Genomic DNA, 13,005 nt, shown 5'->3' with positions numbered 1-13,005 from the left:
CGTTCGTTTCTCTCGCCGGCGTCTTTTCTCTCGACCGGAATTAGAATATACCATGGATCGCTGCTAGTATGCAACCCTTTTTAATCAATAAATATGCATATTTTTTTGTAAATAATATCCCTTCTACTATAACCCATACCGAAGATTCACATTTATTTTATTGTACTTGATCAACAATGCACAGTTCATTCCATGTGATCAAAGAGCCCACACCATAATGCAGGCTCTAGAAACAATGTATCAAACCGCCTTCTTGTTATTCTGAACATGTCTAATCCAGTAAAACAAACCTATCGCTATGAGAACCCCAAACAATGTCATCGTCATATCTTTCTGTGAGTCAAATGGGTCACCTTCGAGCCCAATATATTTGGCTGCCAATTTCTTATTGAACAAATAAGCAGCCCACATCTCAAGCAGCTCGAAAAGCCCGCTTGCCGCAACGATGAAGGCGAATGTGACGACGTACTGACGTGTACGAATAAGCTTCAGTTCGTACAGCACCGCTTCCCTTACCGGGAAAGCCATCAATAGACCAAAAGCGAAATGTACGATCCGATCATAGAAGCCTCTCTTAATATGCAGCGTATGCTTCAACCACTGATCAACAGGCGTATCTTGATACGAGTAATGACCGCCATATGCATGCATCGCTAGAAATACAGCAATTAGCAAATAAGATAAGTTACTAAGTGGGAATACACGGTATAAACATACTAATAAGATTACGAATGCGAGAAGAAGAACATTTTCGACCGCCCATACTTTCCATTCATGCGGTTTAATAGCCATCCAAATCCACCAGATTGCAAATAATACAATTATCGTTTTCAACAGTCCATTCTTCCGGAAAGGAATATTGTGACTGCGAAGACGGTCGGACCATCCAGTCCGGTCGTTCTCTGTACCGGAATATCGACTCACTACGGCTACCTCTTTTCGTAATTTCCATGATTATAGTTATGGTCGCCGTAATCCCCAGATTCTATCCACACTAAAAACCATCAATCGCGAACAATGCCCAAAAATACAAAAAACTCGGCTCCGCCTACTAAAGCGAAAACCGAGTGTACTCCAAACCATTAACACACGCTATTTTCCTCATTCATAACCGAACGAAACACGTTACGGATAACGTCTCCTCGGCTAATAATGCCGACCAGTACGCCGTTGCGAACAATCGGAAGCTTCTTTATCTGCTTCTTCCCGAGTATGGCCGCTACTTGATCAAGCTCCTCATCCCAATCGGCGGTAATAACCTTGCGCTTCGCTATAACGAGCACGTTCAGATCAAGAATGTGCTTCACCTTATCTTCCAGCATTTCTGGATCACTAATGACCGCAATATAATAAAAGTTGCCGACAACCCTATCGCTCTTCTTGCCAATATAGCGCATAATGTCGCCGTCACTGATATAGCCTACAATTTCATTCCGATCGTTAACGATTGGAAGCCCGCTAATGTTATAATCGATAAACTTCTCGATGACCGAACGTACCGTATCATTCTCTTTGACCTTATAGACATGTTCGTTCATGATATCCATTGCTTTCATGATATCGCGCTCCTCATAAGTTGTTCCTGCAAAATTATTATAGTCAATTTCAAAGAAAGAGTGCTGTGATTTATTTAACAGACAGTAGAGCTCCTGACCGAAATCTCGAATAATGGCACGCATTGCATGTGTACGGTATCTCCCAATACTTGCCATTATTATAAAGTCACACGTATGATAAGGGATAGCCATATTTAGAGAGATATTGGAGTGAGGATTATGCCGTACAACCTATTACTGATTGAGGATGACCGTCAAATCGTCGAGATGCTGCAAAGCTATTTAACCAAGGAGGGTTACGAGGTCGCAGTCGCGATGAACGGCTTAGACGGTATCGACGCTTTCAAGCAGCATCGCTTCGATCTTGTCATCGTCGATATTATGATGCCGAGGCTGGACGGGATCGAAGTAATTAAACAAATTCGGCAAGGAAGCTCCGTACCCGTTATCGTCATGTCTGCGAAGGACAGTGACGTCGATAAAGCGATCGGACTCGGCTTCGGTGCCGACGACTATATTGCGAAACCATTTTCTCTCATTGAACTATCCGCTCGGATCAAAGCGGCAATACGACGCGCCACAACCTATTCCTATTCGAGCTCTCACCCCGACCGACAATTCAATACGGCTTCGAGCATTCACACCTTCGGCGCCCTTCGAATTGATCTGGACAATTTCTCCGCCTCCATGAACGGTGTAGATTTAAAGCTGACGGCCAAAGAATTCGACATATTAATGCTGTTCGTCTTAAACCCAAATCGCGTATTTACGAAAGCACAGCTCTTCGGATTTATTTGGAATGAGGAATATTACGGCGACGAGAATGTCATTAATGTCCACATCCGCAGATTACGAGAGAAAATCGAGATTGATCCCTCCAAGCCCCAGCTCATTAAGACATTGTGGGGAATCGGCTACCGATGGGAAGGAGCCGCGCCATGATAGTCATACTCTCCTTGATCATTGTCGTTCTCATTACGGTTATTGGGCTTCAATATCGTGCTTATCATACTAGAAGCGTTAACTTGATAAAGGTTCGCGACAGCCTACAGTCTATCATAGCCAATCGCTCCAGCGAGAAGCTCCTGCTTTTTACAGATGATCGTGCACTTATTCCCGTCTTGGTCGAAATTAATCACTTGCTGGAGCATAACCAGCAGAAGGCTGCTGATTTTATCCGAATGGAACAGTCAATGCGGAAGATGCTCTCGAACATTTCCCACGATTTGAAGACACCGCTGACCGTTGTGCTCGGTTATATCGAGACGATCAATCTAGATCCCCATATGAATGCCGAGGATCGGCAGTTACTCCTTACGAAAGTCCATCACAAAGCGAACGAGGTCTTAGAGTTAGTACGTCGATTTTTTGATTTAGCGAGATTGGAGTCAGGCGATACGGTACTACCTCTCTCATTGATTCAAATGAACGACCTTTGCGGAACTAACCTATTGGCCTTTTATGATACGTTGACCGCCCAAGGCTTTGAAGTCGCAATCTCCATACCTGAGCTTCCGCTGCATGCATGGGGGAATGAAGAAGCGCTGAACCGGGTTCTGAACAATCTGATCTCCAATGCCATTACGCATGGCGGAGAAGGCAAAGCTATTGGCTTAGCTTTACGAGCCGATGAAGAGTTCGTCTACATCGACATATGGGACAAGGGCAAGGGCATCCCCGAGCATGAGCAGGATCGGGTATTCGAAAGATTGTACACGCTAGAAGACTCGCGTAACCAGTCGTTCCAGCGCAGCGGCCTTGGACTTACGATAACGAAGCGGCTGCTCGAAGCATTAGGCGGAACGATTCGTATTACCAGCAGACCCTACGACAAAACCGTATTCACTGTACGACTGCAGCGCTGTTCTTATGCAAAGTAAGAAATAAGTAAGATTTGAGAAAGAAAAAAGAAAACTTAAACGATTACGATACAGCTAAGAACACTTGAAGGAGGCAATACATGACATCCATCATAACGACCAAGCGTTTGACCCGTACTTATGGAGGCAAAGAGGTCGTCTCGAACGTCAACATGAACGTCAAGACCGGCGAGATATACGGCTTACTAGGTCCGAACGGAGCGGGAAAATCCACGATTATGAAAATGATTACGAGCCTTGTGAAGCCTACGGCTGGAGCAATCGAGCTGTTCGGAGAGCAGCTAACCGATACTTCTTATCGGCTGCTTGGCAGAATGGGAACGATCATCGAGCATCCGATCTTTTACGATAAGCTGACCGCCCGCGAAAACCTGGAGCTGCACTGTGAGTACATGGGCTACCATAATAAAAAGTCGATTGATGAGTCGCTTGAGCTTGTCCAATTGAATGGAATCGACGGCAAAGCGGTATGCACGTTTTCACTCGGAATGAAGCAGCGGCTCGCCATTGCCCGAGCCATTACAACGAAGCCTGAGCTGCTCATTTTTGACGAACCGATCAATGGCCTCGATCCGCTGGGCATCAAGGAGCTTCGCAATTTGTTCCATGTATTGTGCAAGCAATATGGGATCACTATCGTCATTTCTAGTCACATTCTCGGTGAGATCGAATTAATTGCCGATACGATTGCGATTATGAACAACGGCAGGCTTATGAAAGAGGTTTCGATGGAGAGAATTACCGAGCATACCGCTGAATTTATCGAAATTACGACGAACGATACTCGAAAAGCCGCGTTCGTCCTTGAAAACAAGCTGCAGCTGTCTAACATCCGTATCTCAGACGAAGGTACAATCCGCATCTATGATGGACGACTACAGCCAAGCGAGCTGATCAAGGATTTAGTGCTGCAAGGAGTAGAAATTACAGCTGCTCATAAGAAAAAAGGATCGCTGGAGGATTATTTTATGTCCATTCTGAACGGAGGCGGCGTCATTGATTAAACTGATAAAGCTTGAACTCCGCAAATTTCGAATCATCTCCTATATTCCTGCTGCCATCATTGCGAATATCATGATCTTCGCTTTTTCTTTCGCGATGAGCAGTATTCCTGAAATACGGGACGACATGTCGCTTACGAAATACAATGAGCTGTTCATGTTCAGCGACACACTCGTTCGGGCGACCTATATCGTGTTCGCATCCGTGCTTCTTTCTAAGCTCGTAATCGGCGAGTTCCGCAGCAAAACGATATCGGTGCTTTTTATGTACCCTATTAACCGAAAGAAGCTTATCATCGCTAAGCTGCTCATCGTCGTACTGTTTACATTGATGATGTCCATTACGGCTAATGTGTTTGTCGGAGCCTGCTTGTATATAAGCAACCATTTTACGTCCGTTGTACAAGAACCCTTGACGTGGCAGCTCGCAGTTAAATCGCTGCTGAAGATGGCAATGAGTGGACTGGCGATAAGCTTCCTGGGATTAATTCCACTGTACTTTGGCATGCGTAAATATTCGGTTCCGACCACCATCGTCTCGTCCATTCTCGTAGCTGCCCTTGTATGCCAGAATATTAACGGCTTTACCCTATACTCGGTTATCGCGGTGCCAATCAGCTTAGCACTGATAGGCGCAGCCATCTCCTATTGGTCGATTCGCAAGATTGAGCAAATCGACGTACTCCAATAATTAATTTCTGAAAGGAATGAGAAGTAATGACGATCCGCATTATGAAGTGGGTCCTGCTGCTTAGCTGCGTATCATTCATTGTGAACGGAATAATTTACTTCGCAACCGAAAGCAAGGATGAAATCATCAATTTGATCGGTTCTGCCGGACTAGGTACTCTTTCCTCAATTTGGCTGCTGTTTGCGAAAGTTAAGGCTAAGTCCAAAAGCTGACCGCCGTTAAATTATTGATTAATAGCTCCCCTCAAACTATAATAAACAGATCATACCTAAAACGTTTTCGATAGAGGTGGAGCATGAAGTTTAACAACCCGGTAATCAAAGGCTTCTATCCCGATCCGAGCATATGCAAGGTTGACGATACGTATTACTTAGCATGCAGCTCGATGCAATATTTCCCAGGCGTCCCGCTGTTTGAAAGTAAAGATTTGATCAACTGGAAACAGATTGGCCACGTCTTAACACGTAAGAGTCAGATTATGCTCGATAAAGTGAACAGCTCTGGCGGCGTTTTCGCCCCTACCCTACGGTATAACAACGGACGATTTTATATGACGACAACCAATGACACAACTCGGCAAAATTTCTTTGTCTGGACCGACGATGTATATGGCGAATGGTCAGAACCAATTTACATCGATCAGGGAGGAATCGATCCCGACCTGTTCTTCGAGGATGGCAAAGCATTCTTCATGAGCAATGGCGCAGATGATGACGGCCGAGGAGTCATTCTCCAATGTGAGATTGATATCGCTACCGGCCGCAGGCTGACGCCAAGCCGTCCGCTCTGGCGCGGAACGGGCGGACGGTTCCTTGAGAGCCCGCATATGTACCATATCAATGGCTGGTATTATTTGATGGCAGCCGAGGGCGGTACGGAGTTCGGACATATGATCACTTACGCACGAAGCAAATCAGTATACGGCCCTTTCGAAGCCTATCCTCATAACCCTGTACTGACGAACCGGAATTTGGGCGGCTATGAGCTTCAAGCCGTCGGCCATGGCGACCTGATTCAGGACAACGAAGGACATTGGTGGATCGTTCATCTCGCCTTTCGTCAAATCGGCATGTGGATTCCATATCATCACCTAGGTAGAGAAGTATGCTTGGCGCCGGTAACATTTCACGAGGATGGCTGGTTTACAGCCGGACATAACGGAACGACTACGATCTCCTTCGAGACCGACCGGATATCCGACAGCGTCGTTCAACAAGAGAACAAAATGTATACATTCGAAAACACGGCATGGGATATCGATTGGTGCTATTTGCGTCATCCTCATCAGGAGAATTATACGCTTGGTGAAGATCGAATCACGCTCACAGGAACCAAGGTTACGCTTGATGAAGCAGATTCCCCTACGTTCATCGGGCTTCGGCAGAAGGACTTTAACGCCAACCTTTCCTGTGAAGTAGAGCTGACGCGCCGCGGTGAGGCTGGGATCACACTATATATGGACGAGCAGCAGCATTACGACTTGGCCATTCGCCAAGCGGAGGAACGATTCGAGGCCGTTCTGCGGCTGAACATTGGCGATATCAAGCATGAGCAGCAGGTTGTTCCGCTCGGAGCGAACCGGCAAGTGCAGCTACTTGTCGAAGCAAGCCATGAGCGCTACAGCTTCTCTCTTCAACTGGATGAACAAACCATTCCACTGGGTACGGCACAAACCAAATACCTCTCATCAGAGGTTGCCGGAGGATTTACGGGCGTTATCATCGGCTTGTACGCCGTTGGCGAAGGCGCTTCCGCACAGTTTTCGAAATTTGCTTGTGAATACGAATAGAAATGTTGATCGGCCTTGGGTCTTAGACTTGAGGCCGTTACTTTTGGGGCTGTCAAGGTTTCAACTCGATGCTATTCGTGAATACTAATAGCATAGTCGATAAAGCTTGGAGGGTGAGATTATAGACTACATCCATAACGGGGTATTTAAGGAAGCGTGGGCCAACCCTAAACTAAGGCAAAATATAAAAAACAAAGGTACGATGTTTCTATATTGTGATTATGCTGGGTTTGCCTCGCAAAATTTGTATGGGGCAGCATGTACTCTCGTGTATCATCACAACATTAAAGTAACCGCCAAGAAACTACCGATTGAGTGTGATCGAGGCTCGAACTACGGAGAGATGATGGCAATAATCCATAGTCTAGAAACACTCTCGGCCGCCTTAATGGAGCATCGACCGAAGTCCGTTGTCATTTATACGGACTGCAGCCGCATTACACATCTGTTGGTCCAAGAGCGCTTCTCCCATTCGCATGACGAGCAAGGAAGAAACCAATTAATAGACGTATTAGCCGTTCTCCGCCGCCGTTTCTCCGAGGTGAACATCCGAATTCAATATATGAGAAAACATAAGGACAACAATACGTTTCATCGGCTGGCTCACAATGCGGCTAGAGAAGCAGCTTTAAATGAAGCTATGGGCTTTATCACTCGCCTGCAATAGTCTGTATGGATAATCGTTAAACGTGTACGGGTTGAAGCATGGAGCTGATCCGTCATGCTCAACCCCTTGTAAAATATAATTCTGCAGCCAGAAGTATTTTGTTCTTATTCATATTGGAATTCGTTTTTCCTTAAACTGATTGTTTCTCTTATCGCTGCCAAATCCAACAGATGCTCTTTTTTAAGACGGATTTCTTAATAAGGGGATGTAATCTTCAACGCTCATAATGTGTATTGGCATCACTTTCAATCCAAACGAATACAATTCCGGAACATCAACTATCTTAAATAACCTACGACCTGATTTAGCTTCTCCACATCTAAGGGGCTTATTTTCAACGTCGTCTTCGGTACTCCTGTGCCGCCATAAATGTAAGGAAATCGATACAGCCCTCTATCCATTATGGACGGTAGATTCGGATTGATTAACGAGACGTCTCCAATCTTACAGCCCGTTACTTGCTCGACCTCCTGCGGTTTAGCCAATTTGATCTCTTTATGCTGCAGCAACTCTCTTAGTTCATCCAAATCAACCCGTCCATAATCACCCGAAAGAATGAGCGAATAATATCGATTGTTATCTGCTTTCAAGATCAATACCGGGGCTGTTTGTCCAAGTGCAATGCCGAGAAAGTCTGCCCCTTCCTGAGCGCTATGGATTTTATTCGTATGCTGAATAATTTCGTATTCTACCTGCTGCTGATTTAATAATGATCTTAACTGCTCCATGATCATCCTCCCGATTTAAAACGTCCTATGATGAACCAGATAAAGAGGCGGCCCAGAGAGTTAGTGATAACTAACAGACGGACCGGCCCCTTTATCATGTCTGCTCTTTGTGCAGCATTTCTTTGACTTATCTTTCACATTTGACTCTAGAGTGCACAAATTTGGCTTCGTTGCCGTTCGGCACGAGCTATTTACGCGAGAAGGCTGCACGACGTGCAGGCATACTTCAACTCACCCTTTACTGCTCTGCTTCTCCGCAATCGCATTGCCAGCTTTCGAAATTTCATTATAGGCTGCCTCAATCGATTTCTGGCCAAACATAACAGCATCGATCGTTTTCTTGTAATTATCTACCCACTCCGTCCAGCCTGCCGCAGCCGGGTAGAACGGCAGCGCTTTATCCTTCGCCGTATCGTACAATTTATTGCCGAGCTTATCCTTCGGTGCCAAGGTAGGCTCAAGCGCTTCATAAATATCATCGTAGATTGGAATCCCGAAGTTCATGCCATACGTTAATCCGGCTTCCTTCTCCGTAACGAACCATTTAATGAAAGCTTTCGCTTCTTCCTTATGCTTGGAATCGGTGCTGACGCTCAGGAAGATCGTCGGCTGTGCCCATCCGCCTCCTTCCGGTCCGACCGGAATGTTGACGACGTCCACTTTCCCCGGCATTAACTGCTCCAGCGCCCCTACCGAACCGACCGTTGCGCTTCGCGTCATCACTTTGCCGCTTGCCATTGGGTCCGCTTGCGGATCGTTCTCCTTGAAGGAACTGACCATGTCAGCAGGAGGTACGATTTTGGACTTGCGGAATTCATCGAAGATTCCATAAAACTTCATGAACAGCTCTTTGTCCAGATTAAATTTTTTGCCGTCGTCTTGAATGATCGGTCCTTTGCCGTACGACGTCTGATAGTACTGATAGAAATCCCACGTATCCGAGTCATTGATCGGATAGACGCCATCCGGCAGCTTGGCGCGCGCGTTTCTTGCAAAGTCGAAGTATTCGTCCCAAGTCCAGTCTTTCTTCGGCAGTTCAATGCCTGCGGCTTCAAGCGCCTCCTTATTGAACGCGATCCCTTGCGCATTGCGGCTGATTGGAATGCCATATAGTTTACCATCGATTTTTAAGTTTTCCAACGTCTTATCGTCGATCACACCGGTCAGATCGATATCCGATAAATCCTCCAGCGTGCCTCTTGTCGCATATTCGTGAATGTACGCTCCGTCCATATGAAGAACGTCCGGCAGCGAATGAGACGCGGCCAGTGTCGGAAGCTTCTTCCAATAATCGTCCCAAGCCATATATTCAGGGGAGAAGGTGATCGATGGATTCTTGCTCGTATACAGCTCCTGAGTTTTCAGCATCGCCTGGTGGCGGGTGTCCGGCCCTTGCCACATAATTTTCAGCTTCACCGACGCTTTGGAGTCACCGCCGCTGCCGCTGTCGGTCGACGTGTTCGAATCTGAGTCGCTCGATCCGCCGCTGCCGCAAGCGGTCAAGACCATCGTCGCAGCGAGCATCAGTAATGACAATCCTTTAACCCATCCTGTTTTCTGCTTCATTCTTTTATCCCCTTTACCTAATATTTATTAACTGGTACTGCAAAGCCATTATCCTTTTAAGCCTGTCGTGGCGATTCCCTCGACGAAATGCTTCTGCGCGAAGAAGAACAAAATCGTAGACGGCACAACCGAGAGCAAGGACATCGCGAGCAGCCTGCCCCATTGAATTTCAAACTGATCCACGTACATACGAAGCGCGAGACTGACCGTAAATTTGCTGACGGAATTCAAATACAGCACTTGCGCAAAAAAATCGTCCCAGCTCCATATGAATGTGAAGATCGCTACGGTCACCAATGCAGGCTTAATCAAGGGCAGAACAATCCGGTAAAAAATGCCGTATACAGATGCACCGTCGATCTTGGCGGCCTCGTCCAGCTCCCGCGGGATGCCTCTTATGAACTGCACCAGCAGGAAAATAAAAAATGCGCCGCCGCCGAAGAAATGGGGCAAAATTAAAGGGATGTAGCTGTCCATTAGCTGCAGCTTGTTGTAGAGAATATACTGCGGTACGATCGTCACTTGCCCTGGAAGCATCATCGTAAGCAATAGAATCGAAAATAATAGACCGCGGAACTTGAAGTTCAAGCGTGCGAAGCCATATGCGACGATCGCGCTTGTAATAACGCCGCCCAGCACGTTCCAGAACTCCATCGTGAGCGTATTGATGAAGAAATGACCAAACGTAAATTCCGGCGAGAACTGCCAGCCCTTCGTGAAGTTCTCCCACATCGGCTTAGAAGGCCAGATCGAGGGCGAGCTCATCTCAGCCGTCGTCTTGAGCGAAGCGCCAACCCACCAAATAACCGGATACAGCATCAAGAGGGAAAACACAATGAGCAGCAGATGGCTGGTGATCGGATTTTTCTTAACCGATTGGATCATCTTTGCTTCCCTCCATCCGTCTCGTAAAATACCCAATAACGCGATACGAAGAAGTTAATGGCGGTCATTAGCGCTACGATAACAAGAAGAATCCAAGCGAGCGCGGACGCATACCCCATCTGATAATGCTTGAATGCTTTCTCGTACAGGAACAAAGCGTACATATACGTCGAATTGATCGGGCCTCCCTGCGTGATGATGAAGGCAGAGGTGAACATTTGGAAGGAACCGATAATGCCGAGAACTAAGTTAAAAAACATGACCGGTGACAGCATCGGAAGCGTAATGTGGACGAACTTTCGCAGTCTCGAAGCGCCATCGACCGATGCCGATTCATAAAGCTCAGCCGGAATCTGCTTCAAGCCAGCAAGGAAGATGACCATCGTCGAACCAAACTGCCACGTATTGAGCAGAATTAATGTGCCTAGCGAGGTGTGTGGATTCGTGATCCAGCCGATGCCCTCGATGCCGAACCAGGCTAGCACTTGATTGAAGTAACCGTTCAGGTTGAACATATTGCGCCATAGCGCTGCAACAGCGATGCTCCCGCCAATAAGAGAAGGAAAGTAGATCGCCGTCCGATAAAAGTTGATGCCCTTCAAATTTTTATTCAGCAGCATAGCGACCATTAAGGAGAAGAACAGCTTGAGCGGGACAGAAAACAGTACGAACGTAAAGGTGACCTTGAGCGAGGTCCGAAAGTCAGAATCGTTAGTGAAAATGTTGACGTAGTTTTGCGTGCCGGTCCAGACCGGGGCTTCAAGCAGCGAATACTCCGTAAATGATAAATAAAACGACTGTATGATCGGCCAGGCCGTCAGCAGCAAAAAGCCGAGCAGCCAAGGTGAAATGAATAGATAACCAGCAAGATTGTTATCGTTCGTACCTTTGAGCTTCTTCTTCATGCGCTGCTTTACCGCCGGCTTAATTACTGCTTCAGCCTTCATCTCAAGTTCATCCCCCCACATGCCATCTAATAGGCTCATTTTATTGAAATCGCTTACACGTGTACATGCAGCAGATTTATGAATTGGTTTGTTTTTTTACACTCCCTCATCAAGGCGAGAGAGGTACTGTGCATTAGTTTGCATCCCGGAATCCGCTTGGCGACATGCCGACCTTCTTCTTAAAGATTTGACTGAAGTAACGAGGGTTTTGATAGCCCACTCGCTGGGCAACCTCATAGTTTTTCAGCTGGGTTTGCTTGAGCAGTTTTTTGGCGTTGGATATTCGTATGCGGGTCAGATGCTCGATAAATGTGACACCCATTTTCGATTTGAATAAGGAGCTTAAGTAAGCGGGAGTAATGAATACTTTCTCAGCAACGTAATGAAGCGATGCCCGATCATACTCTTCTTCCATTAATGCAACCGCTTTCCTAATAATGCTGCGATTGAAGCTGTCCGAGGCATGCGACGAGGCAGAGGCTGCCCTCCCCATTGCTGTAATCGCTGCGTATACCGCTTCTTCCATTTCCTTCAGAGAATGCAGCTGCATGAGCGTGGTAATAGCCGGCGTGCTGCATAGGTGAGGCTGGCCAAGTGCAGATTTGACCTGAAGCTGCAGGCGGATCAGAAGCTGCAGTGTCGCGTCGACGACCTGATTAACCGGAATCGGACCATGCTGAGTTAATGATACGTAGAACCCTTCTATCGCCCGCCGGATTGCTGACGATTCAACGGTTGAATTACTCGTCAACAGCTTCAAAATTTCCTCCTCCCGATCCTCGGGATATTCGAAATGGCTGGCGTACTCAGGAATGCTGCTAAAATATATTGGCTGTGAATGATCTAAGTAGAAACGATGCTTCAATGCGAGGAGAGCTTGCTCGTAGATGTGGTACAAATCCGATAGATGCGGATAAGGATTGCTAATACCAAGTGAAATCTGTTGAGGGTCGAAGCTGTACTCTTGATTGCAAATCCTGCTGTACAGCTCCGTTATACATTCGCGGTCATCCCAAGAGAAAAGCATTCCGATATGCCCTTGGTCATCCGGAAGTATTGCGATATGATCCGGCCCATGACGCTTGATGGCGGTATACAGCTCATCTGCAGCGTTTGCTCGCGACCATAAGTTTAACTCTGCAGTGCTTACGCTGAATAGAGCCAGTGCCGGATAAGCATAATGAGCATGAAGGCCGCTCTCTTCCAGATGCCTCTTAATCGTTCCGGCAGCTAAGCCTTTGCCGAGGAGCAGGTCGTTTATTGTACGGGCACGAGCCATTACCCCTTGCTTCATG

14 protein-coding genes are annotated in these 13,005 nt (G+C 46.8%); 7 read left to right on the top strand and 7 right to left on the bottom strand.

Annotation, left to right across the window (positions count from 1 at the left end; genetic code table 11):
• Positions 1-240: 240 nt before the first annotated feature.
• Entirely contained in the window at positions 241-924 is a 684-nt protein-coding gene (locus PXY01_RS11560) for a DUF2238 domain-containing protein (protein ID WP_127569995.1), read from the bottom strand.
• Positions 925-1,082: 158 nt separating this feature from the next.
• Entirely contained in the window at positions 1,083-1,556 is a 474-nt protein-coding gene (locus PXY01_RS11555; RefSeq protein ID WP_127569993.1) for a CBS domain-containing protein, read from the bottom strand.
• A 219-nt stretch (positions 1,557-1,775) separates the two neighbouring features.
• Here PXY01_RS11555 and PXY01_RS11550 point away from each other — a divergent pair, with 219 nt between their 5' ends.
• The 7 genes from PXY01_RS11550 (at position 1,776) to PXY01_RS11520 (ending at position 7,584) form a co-directional block, all read left to right on the top strand.
• On the top strand, positions 1,776-2,498 hold the full coding sequence (locus PXY01_RS11550) for a response regulator transcription factor (RefSeq protein WP_127569992.1): 723 nt from the start codon (positions 1,776-1,778) through the stop codon (positions 2,496-2,498).
• Complete coding sequence (locus tag PXY01_RS11545) at positions 2,495-3,436, top strand: sensor histidine kinase (RefSeq protein ID WP_127569990.1); 942 nt, start codon at positions 2,495-2,497, stop codon at positions 3,434-3,436. Before PXY01_RS11550 ends, PXY01_RS11545 begins: the two co-directional genes overlap by 4 nt.
• An 80-nt stretch (positions 3,437-3,516) precedes the next feature.
• Positions 3,517-4,440: an ATP-binding cassette domain-containing protein gene (locus tag PXY01_RS11540; protein WP_127569988.1), complete on the top strand. Its 924-nt coding sequence runs from the start codon at positions 3,517-3,519 to the stop codon at positions 4,438-4,440.
• The gene (locus PXY01_RS11535) at positions 4,433-5,128 is read left to right on the top strand and encodes an ABC transporter permease (protein ID WP_246027890.1); all 696 of its coding nucleotides are present in this window, start codon (positions 4,433-4,435) and stop codon (positions 5,126-5,128) included. The genes PXY01_RS11540 and PXY01_RS11535 overlap by 8 nt, the downstream gene beginning before the upstream one ends.
• A 26-nt stretch (positions 5,129-5,154) precedes the next feature.
• Positions 5,155-5,340 (top strand): hypothetical protein, encoded by a 186-nt coding sequence (locus PXY01_RS11530; protein WP_127569986.1) that lies wholly within the window; start codon positions 5,155-5,157, stop codon positions 5,338-5,340.
• Positions 5,341-5,423: 83 nt separating this feature from the next.
• A complete protein-coding gene (locus PXY01_RS11525; RefSeq protein WP_127569985.1) occupies positions 5,424-6,917 on the top strand; it encodes a glycoside hydrolase family 43 protein in 1,494 nt (497 codons plus the stop codon).
• Between the two features lie 202 nt (positions 6,918-7,119).
• Positions 7,120-7,584, top strand: a complete 465-nt coding sequence (locus PXY01_RS11520; protein WP_246027889.1) for an RNase H family protein — start codon at positions 7,120-7,122, stop codon at positions 7,582-7,584.
• A 278-nt stretch (positions 7,585-7,862) separates the two neighbouring features.
• On the opposite strand, the gene PXY01_RS11515 is transcribed toward PXY01_RS11520, so the two are convergent.
• From PXY01_RS11515 to PXY01_RS11495, 5 genes are all read right to left on the bottom strand, one after another.
• Complete coding sequence (locus tag PXY01_RS11515; RefSeq protein ID WP_127569983.1) at positions 7,863-8,312, bottom strand: aminoacyl-tRNA deacylase; 450 nt, start codon at positions 8,310-8,312, stop codon at positions 7,863-7,865.
• Between the two features lie 231 nt (positions 8,313-8,543).
• Complete coding sequence (locus tag PXY01_RS11510) at positions 8,544-9,878, bottom strand: ABC transporter substrate-binding protein (protein WP_127569981.1); 1,335 nt, start codon at positions 9,876-9,878, stop codon at positions 8,544-8,546.
• A 48-nt stretch (positions 9,879-9,926) separates the two neighbouring features.
• Positions 9,927-10,763: a carbohydrate ABC transporter permease gene (locus PXY01_RS11505; RefSeq protein WP_127569980.1), complete on the bottom strand. Its 837-nt coding sequence runs from the start codon at positions 10,761-10,763 to the stop codon at positions 9,927-9,929.
• Positions 10,760-11,710, bottom strand: coding sequence for a carbohydrate ABC transporter permease (locus PXY01_RS11500; protein ID WP_127569979.1), 951 nt, complete (start codon positions 11,708-11,710; stop codon positions 10,760-10,762). The genes PXY01_RS11505 and PXY01_RS11500 overlap by 4 nt, the downstream gene beginning before the upstream one ends.
• Before the next feature lie 133 nt (positions 11,711-11,843).
• A complete protein-coding gene (locus tag PXY01_RS11495; RefSeq protein ID WP_127569978.1) occupies positions 11,844-13,004 on the bottom strand; it encodes a helix-turn-helix domain-containing protein in 1,161 nt (386 codons plus the stop codon).
• Position 13,005: the final 1 nt, after the last annotated feature.

It is taken from the genome of Paenibacillus xylaniclasticus, from assembly GCF_004001065.1.
Classification (GTDB): Bacteria; Bacillota; Bacilli; order Paenibacillales; family Paenibacillaceae; genus Paenibacillus_T; species Paenibacillus_T xylaniclasticus.
Note: the sequence above shows the minus strand (reverse complement) of the source record. Positions and strands in the feature narration are given on the sequence as shown.

Excerpts from the sequence above, each read along its gene's own strand:
- PXY01_RS11555 (WP_127569993.1), bottom strand. The coding sequence starts at position 1,556 with ATGAAAGCAATGGATATCATGAACGAACATGTCTATAAGGTCAAAGAG.
- PXY01_RS11525 (WP_127569985.1), top strand. The coding sequence starts at position 5,424 with ATGAAGTTTAACAACCCGGTAATCAAAGGCTTCTATCCCGATCCGAGC.
- PXY01_RS11510 (WP_127569981.1), bottom strand. The coding sequence starts at position 9,878 with ATGAAGCAGAAAACAGGATGGGTTAAAGGATTGTCATTACTGATGCTC.
- PXY01_RS11550 (WP_127569992.1), top strand. The coding sequence starts at position 1,776 with ATGCCGTACAACCTATTACTGATTGAGGATGACCGTCAAATCGTCGAG.
- PXY01_RS11495 (WP_127569978.1), bottom strand. The coding sequence starts at position 13,004 with ATGAAGCAAGGGGTAATGGCTCGTGCCCGTACAATAAACGACCTGCTC.
- PXY01_RS11545 (WP_127569990.1), top strand. The coding sequence starts at position 2,495 with ATGATAGTCATACTCTCCTTGATCATTGTCGTTCTCATTACGGTTATT.
- PXY01_RS11515 (WP_127569983.1), bottom strand. The coding sequence starts at position 8,312 with ATGGAGCAGTTAAGATCATTATTAAATCAGCAGCAGGTAGAATACGAA.
- PXY01_RS11540 (WP_127569988.1), top strand. The coding sequence starts at position 3,517 with ATGACATCCATCATAACGACCAAGCGTTTGACCCGTACTTATGGAGGC.
- PXY01_RS11500 (WP_127569979.1), bottom strand. The coding sequence starts at position 11,710 with ATGAAGGCTGAAGCAGTAATTAAGCCGGCGGTAAAGCAGCGCATGAAG.
- PXY01_RS11530 (WP_127569986.1), top strand. The coding sequence starts at position 5,155 with ATGACGATCCGCATTATGAAGTGGGTCCTGCTGCTTAGCTGCGTATCA.
- PXY01_RS11520 (WP_246027889.1), top strand. The coding sequence starts at position 7,120 with ATGTTTCTATATTGTGATTATGCTGGGTTTGCCTCGCAAAATTTGTAT.
- PXY01_RS11505 (WP_127569980.1), bottom strand. The coding sequence starts at position 10,763 with ATGATCCAATCGGTTAAGAAAAATCCGATCACCAGCCATCTGCTGCTC.